We start from the raw sequence: 15,701 nt of genomic DNA on the forward strand, positions 1-15,701 counted from the left end.
TTCTCCCTTTTTGGGCGCCTGGGGGGAGAATGCCGGGGCAGCGGTGGATGGTTCTAGTTCTGGAACTGTACTGCGGGGCGGCAGCAGGACACGAACACGCCCCGTGGAAAGGCGCTCGAGATACGCGCATCTGGATGAAGAATAGTTTAGGATCGCCGCAAAGCTGTGGGAGGCGGTCGATGAACGATCCTGCCAGCTATGGCCAGTTTTGCCCGGTGGCAATGGCGTCCGAGGTGCTGTGCACGCGCTGGACGGTGCTGGTGCTGCGCGAATTGTTGTGTGGCACGACGCGCTTCAACGACCTTCGCCGCGGGGTGCCCCGCATGTCGCCGGCGCTGCTTTCCAAGCGGCTGAAGGAACTGGAGCGGTCGGGCGTGGTGCAGGCGGTTCCGAACGAGAAGGGCGTCGTGGAGTATCGCCTCTCCCCGGCAGGGGAGGATCTGCGGCCCATCGTGCTGGGGATGGGGTTCTGGGGACAGCGCTGGGTGGAATCGCAGATCTCCCTGAAGAATCTCGATCCGTCCCTGTTGATGTGGGACATGCGGCGTAACCTGAATCCGAAGCCGCTGCCGCCGCGCCGCTGCACGATTCAGTTTCAGTACCCCGAATTGCCGGAGGCCCGGCGAAACTGGTGGCTGGTCGTGAATGCCGGCGAAGTGGATCTGTGCAGCTTTGATCCGGGCTTTGAGGTGGACCTGCTGGTGACGGGATCGCTGCGGAGCATGACCGCGATCTGGATGGGGGTATCCTCGGTGCGAAAGGAGGTGGAGGCGCGCCGGCTGGAACTGCTGGGCAGTTCCGAGCTTGCACGGGCGATGCAACAATGGCTGGGGCTCAGCCCCTTCGCCGGGGAGCCGCGGCGGGTGCCGTGACGGCCGGAAGGCCGGCGCTATGCCAAACGGTAATATCATGCGCCGGAGAAGCGATAAGACCGGCTGCCTGCGCCGCGCCTAGATAGATTCACCGCCCGGCCCCAGACCGGACGGGGAGGAAATCCGATGCACCCGCCCGAGCCTGTGCTGGATGTGGCCCATCTCGGCCATCTTGAACTACTGACGCCCAGGCCCGAGGAATCCCGGCGCTTCTTCGTCGATGTCATGGGCATGACGGAAAGCGGCCGGAAGGGCGACAGCGTCTATCTCCGCGGCTGGGATGACTATGAGAGGTATTCCCTCCAGTTGACCGCTTCGAAGACTTCCGGCCTTGGCCATGCGGCCTTCCGCGCGCGCAGTCCGCAGGCGCTGGAGCGACGCGTGGCCGCCCTGCGGGCGGCGGGGCATGAGGTCTGGGCGCATGAGGACAATCTTGGGCATGGCACGGGCTGGCGCTTCCGCGATCCGGACGGGCATGTCTTCGAACTCTATTATGAGACGGAGTGGTATGAGGCGCCGCCGGAGTTGCGGCCGTCGCTCAAGAACCAGGCCCAGCGCTTCCCGGGCCGTGGGGTGAATGTCCGCCGGCTCGACCACTTCAATTGCCTTGCGGTCGATGTGCGGGCCTGCCGGGAGTTCTTTGAGAGCAATCTCGGCTTCCGCTGCACCGAGCGCATCGAGATCGAGACCGGCGAGGAAGCGGGGATGTGGCTGACCGCCACGAACAAGAGCTACGACTTCGCCTTCACCAAGGAAGCGCACGGTATTCCCGGCCGCTTCCACCACATCACCTTCGCGCTGGACAGCCGCGAGGCGGTGCTGCAGGCCGCCGACGTGTTCCTTGAGAATGGCGTTTTCATCGAGACGGGACCGCACAAGCACGCCGTCCAGCAGACCTTCTTCCTTTACGTTTATGAGCCCGGCGGCCATCGCGTGGAGGTGGCGAATGCCGGTGCGCGCCTTGTGCTTGCGCCGGACTGGCGGACGATCACCTGGACGGAAGCGGAGCGGAAGAAGGGCCAGGCCTGGGGCCTGAAAACGATCGAGAGCTTCCACACCCATGGCACGCCGCCGCTTTCCGGCCATTCGGGCGACGAGATGGTGCTCGGTGACGACCTTTCGGGGAACGGGATCGCGTCCTGACGCGGGCGGGGCGGGCGGCGCCTCTCATTGGCGCCCTCCACCATCCTGATTGCGCGGCCCTGACGCCCATTCTGGGCTGAGGCTTCTCTTTCTCTGTGCACCGCCCCGGCAAGGACGGCATGGCGGAGCGCGATGAGCCATGCGCCGAAATCACCGGCCCGGGCGCGGGACGCGGCCCGGCCAGCCTATTTCCAGGCGGAGAGCGCTGAGTGGCGTGACTTCATCCGCGCCTGGAATATCCGGGTGCAATGACGCGTGACTGGCGGCCCTAGGCCAGCGGCGCGTCCGGAAGCTGGCTGAATTCGCCACTGGCCTCGTCCAGAACGCAGAGGGTGCCGTCGCCGACATCGAACCAGAGGCCGTGCAGGGTGAGGTCGCCCGACTTTTCCCTTGCAGCGAGCCAGGGGAAGGTGCGGAGGTTCAGGAGCGACTGCCGGATGGCCGCGCGTTCCATCGCCGTCTGGTCCTGCAGGGGGTCCACGCCTTCGCAGGTAAGGCGGGTGGCGGGGGCGGCGATTTCCATCCAGCGCGCGACGAAGTCACCATCGCGGATATCAACGTCGTTCAGGTGGTTCTGGCGGAAGGCGTTGATGCCGCCGCAGGAGGCGTGGCCGCAGACGACGACGTGTTGGACCTTGAGCTGGCGGATGGCGAATTCGATGGCGGCCGAGGTGCCGTGATAATTCGCGTCGGGCTGGTAGGGGGGCACCAGGTTCGCGACATTGCGGACAACCAGCATCTCGCCGGGGTCGGCGTCGAAGACGACCTCGGGGGCCACGCGGCTGTCCACGCAGGCGATCATCAGCGTGGTCGGGCGCTGGCCCGACTGGGCGAGGGCGGCGTAGTGGTCGCGCTCGCGCCGGAAGCGGGTATGGCGGAAGCCGCGATACCCTTCGATTAAGCGGGGTGGGAGGTTCATGCCGCGTAGGGAGGCTTGTGCAGGCCTGCGGGGGAGAGGGTGAAGATCTCGCAGCCCGTCTCGGTCACGCCCACCATATGCTCGAACTGGGCGGAAAGAGAGCGGTCGCGGGTGACGGCGGTCCAGCCATCGTCCAGCACCTTTACCTCCGGGCGGCCGGCATTCACCATGGGCTCGATCGTGAAGAACATGCCTGGCTTGAGCACCGGGCCTTCGCCCCGGCGGCCGAAATGGAGGATGTTCGGGGGCGCGTGGAATTTGCGGCCGACGCCGTGTCCGCAGAAGTCGCGGACCACGGAGAAGCGGTGCTTCTCCACATAGCTCTGGATGGCATAGCCAATATCGCCGAGCGTGGCGCCCGGCTTCACCGCGGCGATGCCGCGCATGAGGCTCTCATAGGTCACGTCCATCAGCAGGCGCGCCTTGGTGGAGGGCTGGCCCGCCACATACATGCGCGAGCTGTCGCCGTGCCAACCATCAAGTAATGGAGTGACGTCGATGTTGAGGATGTCGCCCTCCACCAGCACGCGGTCGCCGGGGATACCGTGGCAGACGACGTGGTTGATGCTGATGCAGGACGACTTGGTGTAGCCGCGGTAGCCCAGGGTCGCGGGAACCGCGCCATGATCCGCCATGAAGTCGTGGCAGAGCTTGTCGAGCGTACCGGTGGTGACGCCGGGACGGACATGAGGGGTGATCATGTCCAGGCACTCGGCCGCGAGGCGGCCTGCGCGGCGCATGCCTTCGAAATCTTCCGGTCCGTGAAGGGGGATACGGCGCGCTTCGCCGGCAGACTGATCCATGGCGCGAAAATGCGCGCGGGACCGGGCGGTTGCAAGGCGCCGGGCGCCTCGGCATGGCGGGGTTGCAACGGCGCGGTGGGTCGCGCCGTGGCGGCCTGGCCGGTTCGGGCTGGGAGGGCGGCGGCGAGGGCGAGACCGGCAAGGCGAGCGGTTGCGGGAAGGCGGCCCAGGCGCTGCCCGGCCTGGGCAGCGGCGGAAAGTCCCGCCTTGCTGCCGAAGACCGCGTAGAAGCCAGGCGGGGCGATGCCGAGGGCCTCAGCGAAGCCGGCGACATCGACGGCATTATGGCGGTGAGGGCGCATAAGGCCTGGGCGCCGGGCGTAGGGTTGGGGCCGGGATGCGATGCACCCCGGCCCTTTTTCATGCGCGCGTTCCCATGCGCGTGGGGCGCTGGGGCTTCGCGCCGGGCGCGACCCGGAGCAATAAAGACGCCGCCGGACGGGCGGCTGGTTGGCGTGTGGGGGTGGGAAACGCGTGGCGGTTTCAGGCTTGGACCCGGCCGAGGGTGTGGCGGCCGCAGCGGAGGATCCGACCCCGCCTCAGAATACGCGGCTGACGGCGGTCATCGTGGCCTCCGCGCTGATCATGCAGAATCTGGACTCGAGCGTGATCGCGACGGCACTGCCGGCGATGGCGCGGGACCTGGGGACCGAGCCGCTGCACCTTTCCGCGGCCATCACCGCCTATCTGGTGGCGCTGACGGTGTTCATCCCGCTCTCCGGCTGGGTGGCCGACCGCTTCGGGGCCAAGCGGGTCTTCATGGTGGCGATCGCGGTCTTCGCCTTCGCCTCGGCCCTTTGTGGGCTGTCGCGCGGCCTGGGAGAGCTGGTGGCCTCCCGCGTGCTGCAAGGGCTGGGGGGCGCGATGATGGTGCCGGTGGCGCGGCTGCTGCTGCTGCGCCAGGTGAAGCCGGAGGAGGTGGTGCGGGCGACCACCTGGCTGACCATGCCGGGGCTGCTTGGGCCGATCCTGGGGCCGCCGCTGGGCGGGTTCCTGACGGACAGCGTGTCCTGGCGAGCGGTGTTCTGGATCAACCTGCCGATTGCCGCGCTGGGGCTTCTGGCGGTGTGGCGCTTCATCCCGGCGACTCGGGAGAAGCGGCCGCCGAAGCTGGATCTGATCGGCGTGACGCTGATCGGGGCCTCGCTGGCGCTGCTGATGTTCGCGGCGGAGACAACCGGGCGCGGGGTGGTGCCCTGGCCATTATCCGTCGCGGGTTTCGTGGCGGGACTGGCCCTGGCCTGGCTGGCGGTGCGCTGGGCGCGGCGGGCGCCGAACCCGGCGCTGGATCTGGACATGTTCTCCGTGCCGACCTTCCGGATTGGGGTGACGACGGGCAGCCTGTTCCGAATCGGGGCAGGGGCTTCGCCCTTTCTGCTGCCGCTGTTCCTGCAGCTGGGCTTCGGGGCCTCGGCCACCGTGTCGGGGATGATCACCCTGGCGACGGCACTGGGGGCATTTGTGATGAAGCCGATGACGAGCTTGGCACTGAGGCGCTTCGGATTCCGCAATGTGCTGATGTGGAATGCAGTAGCAGTGGCGGCGGGCTTCGTCGTCTGCGCCTGCTTCAACCCGGCCTGGCCGCTTTGGGCCGTTTTCATCGTGCTGGCGGTAAGCGGGCTGTCGCGCAGCTTGCAGTTCACCGCCTCCAACTCACTAATCTATGTAGATGTTCCGCCGGGAAAGCTTTCGGCGGCGACCTCAATCGGGGCGACGGCGCAGCAGCTCTTCATGGCCCTGGGGGTGACCTGGGGGGCGGGGTGGCTGGCGGCTTCGGCAGCGATCGGGGGGCGCGAGGAGCCGGGGGTGACGGATTTCGCGGTGGCCTTCATCGGGGCGGCATTGCCGGCGCTTCTGTCCTCGCCGCTCGCGGCGCGGCTGGCGCCGGACGCCGGGGCTAAGGCGTCGGGCCACATGCGCAGGGCGTGAGGCGCTGCGGCGGGATGGGGCGGCGCCGGCGCCCTCTCCTTGGGTCAGGCAGATGGCTGGAACCGCTCCTCGAAGCGGAAGGCGTTCCTTTGGCCGGAACCGAATCCAGAGATCTGCCCAAAGTCGACAGCTTTGTAAGGTTACAGACAGGCAAACAATCGTAGAGCTTTAAGAACCGGGGGGGCCAATAAGGCCCGGGGAATCAGGGGTACGAGGAAAAGCTCGTGACGGACGATCGCCAATCCGGATTGAACCTCGCGAAAGAGGTTTTCCGTGCGGGGTTGGAGGCCTTCGCCGAACGCCCGCTTTCAGAGGCCGAGCGGCTAGAATCACTGGAGCGGCTGCGCAACGCGCTGTTCGAGGCCCTGCAATCGGGTCCGGTGGACACGGACCCGCTGATGAAGGTGAAGCTTCGGGCCATCATTGCGGCCGGGTTCGAGGCGGCCGTCGAGGATGTCGAGAAGGAAAGGGGCGTCGTTTCCTCCTCCGAGGGGTGAAACGCCTCTGAAGTGCCTGCGGGCCCGGATGAGATCGGACAGCCGGGTTGTGACGCTCTGAGACTATTGTCGGGCATGCGGGCCGAGCGGCCCGGGGTTTGCTTGACCTCACCCAGGCAGCATGGAGGCCGGGGATGAGCACGACGATGGCGGCGCCGAAGCCGCGGGAGATGATGCATCTGAACACGCGGTCCGATGCCCGGGGGGCGGCACGGGCGGCGATCCATCTGGGGCTGATCCTGGCCAGCGGCGCGTTGGTCGCGGTGGCTCCGGGGGTGCTGGTCCTGCCCGCCATGGTGCTGGCCGGGGGAATCCAGGCGGCACTTTTCGCGCCGCTGCACGAGACCTGCCATTACACGGCCTTTAAGTCGCGCCGGATGAATGCGGTGCTGGGGTGGATCGTGGCGCTGACGGCGCTGCGGAACTGGCATTTCTACCAGCAGTTCCATCTGGCCCATCACAAGCATACGCAGGACCCGGAGCATGATCCGGAACTGTCGCCGCCGCCGCCGGGCGACCTGGCGGGCTATGTCGGCCGACTCATCGGGCTGCCTTACTGGCAGGCACAGCTGACGGTCTGGGCACGAGGCTGGAAGGGGGATCTTTCGGCCTATCCGTTTATCCATCCGGCGGTGGCGCCGCGGGTGATTGCGAGCATCCGGGCAGGTTCGGCGCTGACAGTGGCGCTTGCGGTGTTGGCCGGGGTGGCGTTCGGGTGGCAGGCGGTGCTGCTGTTCTGGGTGGGGCCGCAGCTTCTCGGGCAGCCGCTGCTACGGCTGTATCTGCTGACGGAGCACACCGGCTGCACCGAGGATGCCAACGGGCTGACGAATACGCGCACCATGCTGACGGTGGCGCCGGTGCGCCTGCTCATGTGGGAGATGCCCTTCCACGCCGAGCACCACCTTTATCCCTTCATTCCTTTCCACCGGCTGCGGGACGCGCATGCGCTGCTGCGGGACCGGCTAGCGCATATCGGGCCGGGTTATGTGCGGTGGCATGTCGGGCATGTGCAGGCGCTGCGGGAGCGTGGAGGAAGTTGAGACGGTTGCCCCGGAGGGGTAGCGTCTCTTTGAAACTTTCCGCCGAGGGAGCGGATCCTTCCAGAGCTCCGGTATCTGCCGGCCGTTTCGCTGGGCAACCTGAGTGGAAGGCCCGCAGCGCTGCTCAATCGTCATGCCGAGAACCTGTGGCGGAGCAGCAGCGGCTGCGGGCGAGCTCAGGCCGCGACGGGTACTGGCTCTCCATGGGTGAACAGCTGACGTCCCGCCAGAATAGCCGCGGCCCTATGCGCCACCACCACCGGGGCCAGCCGAATTGCTTCCTCCAGACCGGGCCCTAACGCCTGCCAGGTTCGGCTAAGCCGCTTCCCTGCACGGCTCCGGGGGAACCGACATCTGCAAACCGTTCGTGTGTAGAACCAGCAGCAGCTCGGCGAGGATCTGATCGGCTTTTTCAAGGCCCCGATCGCGCACATGCTGGGCGAGGTGCCCAATTGCGGCGATCGCAATGTGTTGCGCCGTGCTCTGCATCTTATGGGGCGCTGACTGCTCCATAGCAGAAAACCTCTCCGCAATCGGGTTAGACCCGGGTTTTGCATCATTCGCGCGATGTCGCGGCCTGCGACAAAGAGCCGCCGGTAGGTTGGCGAGGTCGTCACCAACCGCCGGCGGTCTTATCCGCCCCCCTCTCAGGAAGCGGGTGAGGCGCCTCTTACAGCCATTCTGTGGATATGAACAGAAAAATATCACGTGTTCGTGAGGTTAGTGAAGCGGCTAACCATGGGCTGGCTCAAATTCCTGCCGCGTCGGTCAGTGGGACAACATGGCCGTCCCGCTGTGAAACTGCGTTGCGCCGGTCGTCTGGATGCTGTCCGCCGAGCGCCTACGGCCAGGATGTCTGCGCGGGGCGCTTGTGGGCAGGAGAGCTAGTGCCCGTTCCTGCCCGCTGATGGCATTTGCCGGGCCGTTGGCGCGGCATTGGGCTGCTTCAGCCGCACGCCGAAGCCGCCTTCATCCCGCTCGACGAATTCCACTCCGGCCTCCTCGAGGGCGGTGCGCAGGAGGAGCAGGCTCGGCGCGGGAAGAAGCTCACCCTCCTCAAACCGCTTTACGGCACTGCCCATCAGACCAGCCCGCTTGCCAAGCCCGCGTAGGCTGAGCCCGATTACCAAACGTCCTGCGCGACACTGTACAGGCGTCATCCAGCCCCCTTTCCAACGCTTCCGTCCCATGCCCGCTTCGGAGAAGCAGCGCCTCCAAAGACAGCGGGACCAACTAACGGGGGGTTTTCAGGGCCGGTTGCCTCCGGGCGGTGTCGGTGGCCTCGAATCGGGCACCTTTTCCTGGGCGTTCCCGCGCTCCTCCTTATTTTCAGGAATGAACTCCAGTCCGACGGGACTCCGGGGCTGGCACGGGTGACCTTGGGCGGAATGACGGCTGCGCCGCTCTCCTCGGGGCCGCCTTCCGACAGGTCAGGACGCAGCTGCGAGCCGGATGTCGGCCTGGGGCACGTCATAGGCCTGAAGCTCGTCCCAGTAGCGTGGGAGTTCACCGGCGAAGAGTCCGCGGGTGAGGCCGGCCACGAGTTTGGGAACGGCGGTGGTCATCGCGTTGATCGAGGAGCCGGAGGGGCCGAAGCTCATGGTGGAGGCGATGGCGAAGAGGTGGATGTCGCGGATCCAGGGTGTGAGGCCGGGGGTTCGTTCGGTGAAGGCGTAATCGGGCGCCAGATAGGGAAACCGGGCCAGGCGGTCGTCGCGCTCGGCCTCAGGCGGGGCGTAGCGGTCGGACCAGCGGGCGATGTTATGGGCGAAGCGGGCGAGCTCGGGCCGGGCGGCATAGTCCATTTCGATGCCGGTGCCGGCGATGACGAAATCCGCGGTTTGCGAACCCTGGGGCGTGGTGAGGGTGACAGTGGAGCCCTCAGCGCGTGCATTGGTGACGGGGGCGCCAGAGCAGAGCAGGAAGTTCGGGTGGCGGGCGCAGCGGTCCCAGGTGTGCTGCGGAAAGCCTTCGCGCAGGCCGAGGACGCGCGACATGAAGCGCCAGCGCCATTCGTCCGGCAGGTCGGAAAGATGGCGGAGGAAGCCAGCGAAAGTCAGCCAGCGATAGGGCTGGATGACCTGGGGCTCGGCGCGGCGGCAGAGGAGGCGGACCTGGCGGGCACCGTGTTCCAGGGCCATGGCGGCGTTGTCGAGGGCGGAGGCGCCGGCGCCGATCACGACGACGGCTTTGCCGCGCAGGGCCGCGAAGTCGATGGGGTCGGCGGTGTGGGCACGGAGATGCGCGGGCAGGGCCTCGATGAAATCGGGCATCCACCAGCGGCCGGTGGATTCCTGGCCGGTGGCGAGGACGAGCTTGCGGGCGTAGCGGGTGGCGGTGGTGCCGCTGGCGTCGCGGAGGGTGACGGCAAGGAGGCCGTGTTCCGCGGGGGCGATGCCGGTGACCTCGGTGTCGTTCGCGACGGGGATGCGGAGGGTGTCGCGATACCAGAGGAGATAGGCGGCCCAGTCCTCGCGCGGGATGAGGTTGAGGGACTGCCAATGGGCATGGCCGTATTTGGCCTCATGCCAGGATTGGTAGGTCAGGCTGGGGATATCGAGGTCAGGGCCGGTGTAGTCCTTGGGTGAGCGGAGGGTGGGCATCCTCGCATAAGTCAGCCAGGGGCCCTCCTGGCCACGCGGGGCGCGGTCCACGCAGAGGATGTTGCTGACCTTGGCACGGATCAGGCCGAAAGCGGTGGCGAGCCCGCCCTGGCCGGCGCCGCCGATGAGGACGTCGAGAGCTTCGGTGCCGTCTGACGCGCTGCGGGGCGTCAGCCAGGGGAGACGGGGATGGGCGATCTTCTCCAGGTCGGCATGGACCTGGGCTGCGAGGGCTTCGAGGGACATCAGCCGGCCAGCCAGCCGCCATCCACGGCCAGTTCGAGGCCGGTGGTGAAGGAGGCGGCGTCGCCGGCCAGGTAGAGGGCGGCGTCAGCGATTTCCTCGGGGCGGCCGAGACGGCCGAGCGGGTGACGGGCGGCGGACGCGGCGCGGGCGGCTTCAGGGTCCGTGGCCCTGGCGAAGCTGCGGCGGAGGAGCGGGGTTTCGATGGCGCCGGGCAGGAGGGCGTTCACGCGGATGCCGTCGGGCGCGTAGTCCAGGGCCATGGTCTTGGTAAGGGCGAGGATGGCGCCCTTGGAGGTGATGTAGGCCGTGTTATTGCGGCCACCGGCGCGGGCAAGCTGCGAGGCGATGGTGATGATGCTGCCGGATTTCTGGGCCTGCATCATGGGAATCACCGCGCGGGCCCAGAGCCAGGTGCCGTCGACATTGGTCCGCATCACGGCGTGCCAGTTTTCAATCGGCGTCGTGGTGGCCGTGCCGCCAAGGGAGAAGCCAGCGGCCGTCATCAGGATATCGATGCGGCCCCAGGCGCCGTGGGCGATCGCCGCGCCGCGTTCGGCGGCTTCGGGATCGGCGACGTCACAGGCCGAGGTGAGGACGTCGTGGCCGCTGGTGCGGAGTTCGTCGGCGAGGGCGTGGAGGGGATCACCGTCGCGGTCCACGAGGAGGAGACGGGCGCCGTGCTGGGCGAAGAGCTGCGCGGTGGCGCGGCCGATGCCGGAGGCGGCGCCGGTGATGATGGCGGTCTTGTGGGCGAGCCTCATGCGGCGGTCTTTGCTTCCGTGTCGGCAAGGGTGAGGGATTCGTCGAGGATGGCGAGCAGGGTTTCGGACTGCCCGGGCGTGATGATGAGGGGCGGGGCAAGGAATAGGGAGTCGCGCTCGCCAGAGGTGCCGATGACAGCGCCGAGTTCGAGGGCACGGGCGGCGATCTTCGAGGCGATGGGGGTTTCGGTGGTGTCGGCGCGCCAGTCGCGCCAACTGCCATGGCCGTGGAGTTCGATCGTCCAGTGCAGGCCCTGGCCGGCGATGCGGGCGATGCCGGGATGGCGGGCGGCGATTTCGCGGAGGCGTTGCGCGTAGAGGGATTCAAGCGAGGCGACATGGCCGAGGATGCCTTCGTCGCGAATGGTGTGAAGATAGGCGCGCACGCATTCCATGGCGACGGGATGGCCGCGGAGCGTGCCGTAATTCTGCCAGCTGGTGCCCTGGAGCATGTCGAGGACGCGCTGGGAGACGACGACCGCGGCGGCGGGGGCGGCCACGCCAGCCATGCCCTTGCCCAGGGTGACGATGTCAGGGCGGCTGGACGCGCCCTGGAAGGCGAACCAGCGGCCGGCGCGGCCGAGGCCCGTCACCACCTCGTCGGCGATCCAGAGGGTGCCTGCCAGGCGGGCGGCTTCGGCGACGGCGTCCTGGTAGGCAGGGTCGTAGTAGAGGCCGCCTTGTGTGTAGTCGATCAAGACGGCGGCGGTGCCGGCGAGGGTGCGGGGAGCATCGGCGAGGCGGAGCGGGTCGTTCGGACGGCCACCATAGATGGCGCCATCAGGGCCGGGCAGGATGTGGACGGGGGTGGTGACGGGCGGAAGCTGAGTGCCACCTGTGTGGCGGGAGAGGCCGCCATGCCAGTGCGGCTGGACCGTCAGGGCGCGGGAGAGGCCGGTCAGGCCGTGATAGGCGCGCTCGCGCGTGGCCAGGGCTTCGCGGCCAGTGAGGGCCTGGGCAAGAGAGAGGGCCATGTCGTTGGCCTCGCTGCCCGAAAGGCAGAAGCGCAGGGCGGCGGCCCAGGGCTCGCCGGCGAAGGCGAAGTCCATGAGGGTTTCGGCAGCTTCGTCGCGGCCGGCCCAGGACCAGCCTTCACCGACCATGGGCGTGGTGGCGGCGCGGTGCAGGGCCTCGGCCATGCGCGGATGGGCATGGCCGAGGGGGGCGCCGGTGTTGCTGCCGTCAAGGACGCGGCGGCCGTCGGAGAGCTGGAAGTGGACACCCTGGCCGCCGACGACCCGCGGGGCGGTGCCGCCGGTGTTGAGGCCGGTGCGGAGGAGGCGGCTCATGCGGGCCGGCCGTAACCGCCGCCGCCGCAGCCTTCGATGGTGATGATATCGCCTTCGAGGAGTTCGAGATTGGCCTTGCCGGGGATGTCGGTGGCCTCGCCGTTGCGGAGGAGGGTAATGCGGAAGGGCAGGCCGGGTTCGCCGCCCTGAAGGCCGTAAGGCGGGACGAGGCGGCGGTCCACGCAGGTGGTGAGGAGCATCCTGGGCGCGCGGACGCGGTAGGTGCGGATGATGCCGTCGCCGCCCTTGTATGCGCCCTTGCCGCCGGAGTTCCGGCGGATGGATTGGCGCTCCACCGTAAGGGCGTAGCTGGATTCGATCATCTCGGCGGGGGTGTTGCCGGTGTTGGTGAGGTGGACGCGGGTGGCGTCGCAGCCGTCGCGGTCGTGGCGGGCGCCCTCGCCGCCGCCATGGACCTCGTAGAGCATGCGCCAGGTGCCATCCGGCATCGGTTCGCAGAAGTTGAGCAGGCCGGAGGTGGTGGGTCCGCCGGCCGCGAGGCGCTCGGGGATGACGTTCTCCATGGCGCGAAAAACGGCATCGACGATGCGGGCGCTGGTCTCGTGGTTGCCGGCGGCGACGGCGGCGTTCCAGCCGGGCTCCATCATCGAGCCGGGGCGGGTGATGATGGTGAGGGGGCGCAACGCGCCGGCATTCTGCTGCATGTCGCGGCCGCTGAGGATGCGGGCGGCGTAGATGATGGCACTGCGGGCGATGAAGGGCGTGGTGTTGCAGAAGGTGGTGACGCGGTCGGCGCTGCCCGACAGGTCGAAGGTGGCTTCGTCGCCGGAGATGGTGATGCGGACATGGACGCGGGCGGGGGTGCCGCCAGGGCCGCCGTCATCCACGAAATCCTCGCCCTCATAGGTGCCGTCGGGGATTTCCGAGAGGGCGGCGCGCATCTCGGCCTCGGAGAGGTCGTGGAGGCGGGCGAGGGTGGCAAGGAAGGTTTCCGTGCCGTGCTCGGCGCAGAGGTCGCGGATGCGGCGCTCGGCGGCCGCCGTGGCGGCGATCTGGCCGAGGAGGTCGCCTTCCGCGGAGATAGGATCACGGATATTGGCCTTGATCATCTCGACCACGGCCTGGTTCACGCCATCCTGCGTGGCGACCAGAACGGGCGGGATGCGGATGGCTTCCTGGAAGGTGTCCATCGCGGTGGCGTAGTAGCTGCCAGGCCAGGTGCCGCCGACATCGGGCCAATGGGCAAGGGAGAGGGCGTAGGCGACGATACGGCTCTCGATGAAAATGGGGCGGACGACCTTCACGTCGTTCAGGTGATTCCCGCCCAGCGCGCCCATGTTGTAGATCAGGGCGTCGCCCTCGCGCATCTTCGAGGCGGGATAGACCTTCAGCAGTTCCCGGATTGTATAGGCCATCGCGCCGAGATGGACAGGGATGTCGCGGCCCTGCGCGACGAGGTCTCCGTTGGCATCCGTGAGGGTGGAGGAGAGGTCGCCGGCCTCGCGGAGCAGGGGGCTTCGCGCGGAGCGGGTGAGGACGAGGCTCATCTCCTCGGCGGCGGCGGAGAGGCCGTGGCGGATCACTTCGACGGTGAAGGGATCGAGGGTGCGGGTCATGACCGTGTCCATCACGCCGCGATCCTCGTCAGGAAGAGGTTGCCGTCAGTGTCGGATGTTGCCTGCCAGCCCGGCGGGAGGACGGTGGTGGACCAGGCATCCTCGATGATGGCGGGGCCGCGCACGGTGTCGGTCAGCGTGTCACGGTCGATGATCGGCGTTGGGGTGTCAGGCGCGCCGTCGAAGGTGCAGGGGCGGGTGCGGCCTGCGCGCGGGATGGGGCTGCCGGCGGGGCGGGCGATGCGGGCCTCGCTGGGGCGGCGGGCCTGGACGCGGAGGGACTCGATGATCGCCGGTTCCGTGGTGGCGTAGCCGTAGAGCTCGCGGTGGCGGGCGTGGAAGGCGGCTTCGAGTGCCTGCGGATCGAGCGGGAGGGTGAAGGGGACGGGTGTGGCGTCGCTCTGGGCGGCGTAGCGCATCAGGGCGGTGTGCTCGGTGACGATGGCGGAGGCGTCGATGCCATTCGCGATGAGCGGGTCAGTCGCCTCCCGCGTGAGGTCATTGAGCTGCGATTCGAAGGCTGCACGATCGAAGTTGGTAAGGGGAAGGCGGACTGTGCGCTGCTGAAGGAAGGAGAAGTCGGCGGTGAGGCAGCCCAGGGCGGAGAAGGCGCTGGAGGCGGCGGGAACGACGACCTCCTTGATGCCATACATCTCGGACAGGCCAGCAGCGTGCATGGGGCCGCCGCCGCCGAAGGCGAGGAGGGTGGCCTCGCGGCCATCGACGCCGCGCTCCACCGTCACCCGGCGCAGGGCTCGGGCCATGGTGGCGTTGGCGACGCGGAGGATGCCGAGGGCGGTTTCCTTGAGCCCGAGACTGAGCGCATCGGCAATGGGCTGGATGGCGGCTTCGGCTTTGGAGACGTCTATGCGGATGCGGTCACCGAGGACGGCGTTGGGATCGAGATAGCCGAGGATCGCATTGGCATCGGTGATGGTGGGTGCGGTGCCGCCGCGGGCGTAGCAGGCGGGGCCGGGCTCCGACCCCGCGCTTTCCGGGCCGACGGAGAGGCCGCCAGGGCCAAGCTTCACGATGGAGCCGCCGCCGGCGCCGATGCTGTGCACGGCGAGCATGGGCTGGCGCAGGGGACGGCCGGCGATCATGCGGGTGTCCGTCATCTCGGCCAGGCCGTCGACGATGAGGCACACATCGGTGGTGGTGCCGCCCATGTCGAAGGTGAGGACGCGGGAGCGCCCCAGGTCGCGCGCGATGCGGACGGAGGCGGAGACTCCGGCCGCTGGGCCGGACATGGCCATGACGATGGGGCGGCGCTTTACCGCGGGAAGTGGGACCATGGCGCCGGCGGAGTGGAAGACCTGCAGGCCGGGGCCTAAGGGAAGGCGCTGTTCAAGCTCGGTCAGGTATTCGACCGCGATGGGCATGGCCGCGGCGTTGAAGGCGGTGGAGGAGGCGCGTTCATACTCGCGGGCCTCGGGATTGATCTCGTGCGATACGCAGAGATGGGGGATGGCGTTGCGCAAGCGCTCGGCCAACATCCTCTCATGGACGGGGTTGGCATAGGCGTGCAGGAGGCAGATGGCGACACTTTGCGCGCCGGTTTCGGCCAGCCATTCGGTAACGCGGGTGACCTCCGCATCGGTCAGGGGGGTGACGATATTGCCTTCGTGGTCAATGCGTTCGCGCAGGCCGAAGCAGCGTTCCGGCGGAACCAGCGGGGGCGCTTTCGGCGGGATATCGAGGCGGTAGAGGTCGCGGCGGCGATAGCGCCCGATTTCCAGAACATCCTCGAAGCCTGATGTGGCGATGAGGGCGGTCCTGGGAAGGCGTTCCTCCACCAGGGCGTTGGTGACGCGGGTGGTGCCGTGGATGAAGCGGCGAATTTCCGTGCTGTCCAGCCCGACAGCGGCGATGGCTTCGAGCATGGCCTGGACGGGGGCGGCGGGGCGCGAGGGAACCTTGGCCTGGCGCGTTTCCATCGTGGCGGGGTTGATGGCGAGGATGTCGGTGAAGGTGCCGCCGATATCGGTGCCGACATCCCAGCGCGCTGTCATGGTCATT

Annotated in this window: 14 protein-coding genes; 6 read left to right on the plus strand and 8 right to left on the minus strand. The window is 68.0% G+C overall.

The window, feature by feature from the left end; genetic code table 11:
- Positions 1 to 179: 179 nt before the first annotated feature.
- Positions 180 to 872 (plus strand): winged helix-turn-helix transcriptional regulator, encoded by a 693-nt coding sequence (locus tag ACO1BU_RS03820; protein WP_424134566.1) that lies wholly within the window; start codon positions 180 to 182, stop codon positions 870 to 872.
- A gap of 126 nt (positions 873 to 998) precedes the next feature.
- The gene (locus ACO1BU_RS03825; RefSeq protein WP_424134567.1) at positions 999 to 2,015 is read left to right on the plus strand and encodes a catechol 2,3-dioxygenase; all 1,017 of its coding nucleotides are present in this window, start codon (positions 999 to 1,001) and stop codon (positions 2,013 to 2,015) included.
- A 268-nt stretch (positions 2,016 to 2,283) separates the two neighbouring features.
- Here the strand turns inward: ACO1BU_RS03825 and ACO1BU_RS03830 are convergent, their stop codons facing one another.
- Genes ACO1BU_RS03830 through ACO1BU_RS03840 form a run of 3 tightly spaced genes read right to left on the minus strand, consistent with a single transcriptional unit; the run spans position 2,284 to position 4,039 of the window.
- Positions 2,284 to 2,934: a carbonic anhydrase gene (locus ACO1BU_RS03830; protein WP_424134568.1), complete on the minus strand. Its 651-nt coding sequence runs from the start codon at positions 2,932 to 2,934 to the stop codon at positions 2,284 to 2,286.
- Positions 2,931 to 3,737: a type I methionyl aminopeptidase gene (map, locus tag ACO1BU_RS03835; protein ID WP_424134569.1), complete on the minus strand. Its 807-nt coding sequence runs from the start codon at positions 3,735 to 3,737 to the stop codon at positions 2,931 to 2,933. The genes ACO1BU_RS03830 and map overlap by 4 nt, the downstream gene beginning before the upstream one ends.
- Positions 3,632 to 4,039: a hypothetical protein gene (locus tag ACO1BU_RS03840; protein WP_424134608.1), complete on the minus strand. Its 408-nt coding sequence runs from the start codon at positions 4,037 to 4,039 to the stop codon at positions 3,632 to 3,634. The genes map and ACO1BU_RS03840 overlap by 106 nt, the downstream gene beginning before the upstream one ends.
- A 172-nt stretch (positions 4,040 to 4,211) precedes the next feature.
- Here ACO1BU_RS03840 and ACO1BU_RS03845 point away from each other — a divergent pair, with 172 nt between their 5' ends.
- The 4 genes from ACO1BU_RS03845 (at position 4,212) to ACO1BU_RS03860 (ending at position 8,318) form a co-directional block, all read left to right on the plus strand.
- The gene (locus ACO1BU_RS03845; RefSeq protein WP_424134570.1) at positions 4,212 to 5,666 is read left to right on the plus strand and encodes an MFS transporter; all 1,455 of its coding nucleotides are present in this window, start codon (positions 4,212 to 4,214) and stop codon (positions 5,664 to 5,666) included.
- A 224-nt stretch (positions 5,667 to 5,890) separates the two neighbouring features.
- Entirely contained in the window at positions 5,891 to 6,163 is a 273-nt protein-coding gene (locus tag ACO1BU_RS03850) for a hypothetical protein (protein WP_424134571.1), read from the plus strand.
- 134 nt (positions 6,164 to 6,297) lie between these two features.
- A complete protein-coding gene (locus tag ACO1BU_RS03855; RefSeq protein WP_424134572.1) occupies positions 6,298 to 7,206 on the plus strand; it encodes a fatty acid desaturase in 909 nt (302 codons plus the stop codon).
- Positions 7,207 to 8,120: 914 nt separating this feature from the next.
- Positions 8,121 to 8,318: a hypothetical protein gene (locus ACO1BU_RS03860; protein ID WP_424134573.1), complete on the plus strand. Its 198-nt coding sequence runs from the start codon at positions 8,121 to 8,123 to the stop codon at positions 8,316 to 8,318.
- A gap of 318 nt (positions 8,319 to 8,636) precedes the next feature.
- Here ACO1BU_RS03860 and ACO1BU_RS03865 read toward each other — a convergent pair whose 3' ends face one another.
- The 5 genes from ACO1BU_RS03865 to ACO1BU_RS03885 are packed head-to-tail and all read right to left on the minus strand — an operon-like array spanning position 8,637 to position 15,700.
- Entirely contained in the window at positions 8,637 to 10,055 is a 1,419-nt protein-coding gene (locus ACO1BU_RS03865; protein WP_424134574.1) for an NAD(P)-binding domain-containing protein, read from the minus strand.
- Positions 10,055 to 10,816, minus strand: a complete 762-nt coding sequence (locus ACO1BU_RS03870) for an SDR family oxidoreductase (RefSeq protein ID WP_424134575.1) — start codon at positions 10,814 to 10,816, stop codon at positions 10,055 to 10,057. The genes ACO1BU_RS03865 and ACO1BU_RS03870 overlap by 1 nt, the downstream gene beginning before the upstream one ends.
- On the minus strand, positions 10,813 to 12,105 hold the full coding sequence (locus ACO1BU_RS03875) for an aminotransferase class III-fold pyridoxal phosphate-dependent enzyme (protein ID WP_424134576.1): 1,293 nt from the start codon (positions 12,103 to 12,105) through the stop codon (positions 10,813 to 10,815). Before ACO1BU_RS03875 ends, ACO1BU_RS03870 begins: the two co-directional genes overlap by 4 nt.
- Positions 12,102 to 13,694, minus strand: a complete 1,593-nt coding sequence (locus tag ACO1BU_RS03880) for a hydantoinase B/oxoprolinase family protein (protein ID WP_424134577.1) — start codon at positions 13,692 to 13,694, stop codon at positions 12,102 to 12,104. Before ACO1BU_RS03880 ends, ACO1BU_RS03875 begins: the two co-directional genes overlap by 4 nt.
- Positions 13,694 to 15,700, minus strand: a complete 2,007-nt coding sequence (locus ACO1BU_RS03885) for a hydantoinase/oxoprolinase family protein (RefSeq protein ID WP_424134578.1) — start codon at positions 15,698 to 15,700, stop codon at positions 13,694 to 13,696. Before ACO1BU_RS03885 ends, ACO1BU_RS03880 begins: the two co-directional genes overlap by 1 nt.
- Between the last annotated feature and the right edge of the window lies 1 nt (position 15,701).

Origin of the sequence: Roseomonas chloroacetimidivorans (assembly GCF_049629625.1) — a bacterium.
Classification (GTDB): domain Bacteria; phylum Pseudomonadota; class Alphaproteobacteria; order Acetobacterales; family Acetobacteraceae; genus Roseomonas; species Roseomonas chloroacetimidivorans.

Excerpts from the sequence above, each read along its gene's own strand:
- ACO1BU_RS03820 (WP_424134566.1), top strand. The coding sequence starts at position 180 with ATGAACGATCCTGCCAGCTATGGCCAGTTTTGCCCGGTGGCAATGGCG.
- ACO1BU_RS03825 (WP_424134567.1), top strand. The coding sequence starts at position 999 with ATGCACCCGCCCGAGCCTGTGCTGGATGTGGCCCATCTCGGCCATCTT.
- ACO1BU_RS03830 (WP_424134568.1), bottom strand. The coding sequence starts at position 2,934 with ATGAACCTCCCACCCCGCTTAATCGAAGGGTATCGCGGCTTCCGCCAT.
- map (WP_424134569.1), bottom strand. The coding sequence starts at position 3,737 with ATGGATCAGTCTGCCGGCGAAGCGCGCCGTATCCCCCTTCACGGACCG.
- ACO1BU_RS03840 (WP_424134608.1), bottom strand. The coding sequence starts at position 4,039 with ATGCGCCCTCACCGCCATAATGCCGTCGATGTCGCCGGCTTCGCTGAG.
- ACO1BU_RS03855 (WP_424134572.1), top strand. The coding sequence starts at position 6,298 with ATGAGCACGACGATGGCGGCGCCGAAGCCGCGGGAGATGATGCATCTG.
- ACO1BU_RS03865 (WP_424134574.1), bottom strand. The coding sequence starts at position 10,055 with ATGTCCCTCGAAGCCCTCGCAGCCCAGGTCCATGCCGACCTGGAGAAG.
- ACO1BU_RS03870 (WP_424134575.1), bottom strand. The coding sequence starts at position 10,816 with ATGAGGCTCGCCCACAAGACCGCCATCATCACCGGCGCCGCCTCCGGC.
- ACO1BU_RS03875 (WP_424134576.1), bottom strand. The coding sequence starts at position 12,105 with ATGAGCCGCCTCCTCCGCACCGGCCTCAACACCGGCGGCACCGCCCCG.
- ACO1BU_RS03880 (WP_424134577.1), bottom strand. The coding sequence starts at position 13,694 with ATGGACACGGTCATGACCCGCACCCTCGATCCCTTCACCGTCGAAGTG.
- ACO1BU_RS03885 (WP_424134578.1), bottom strand. The coding sequence starts at position 15,700 with ATGACCATGACAGCGCGCTGGGATGTCGGCACCGATATCGGCGGCACC.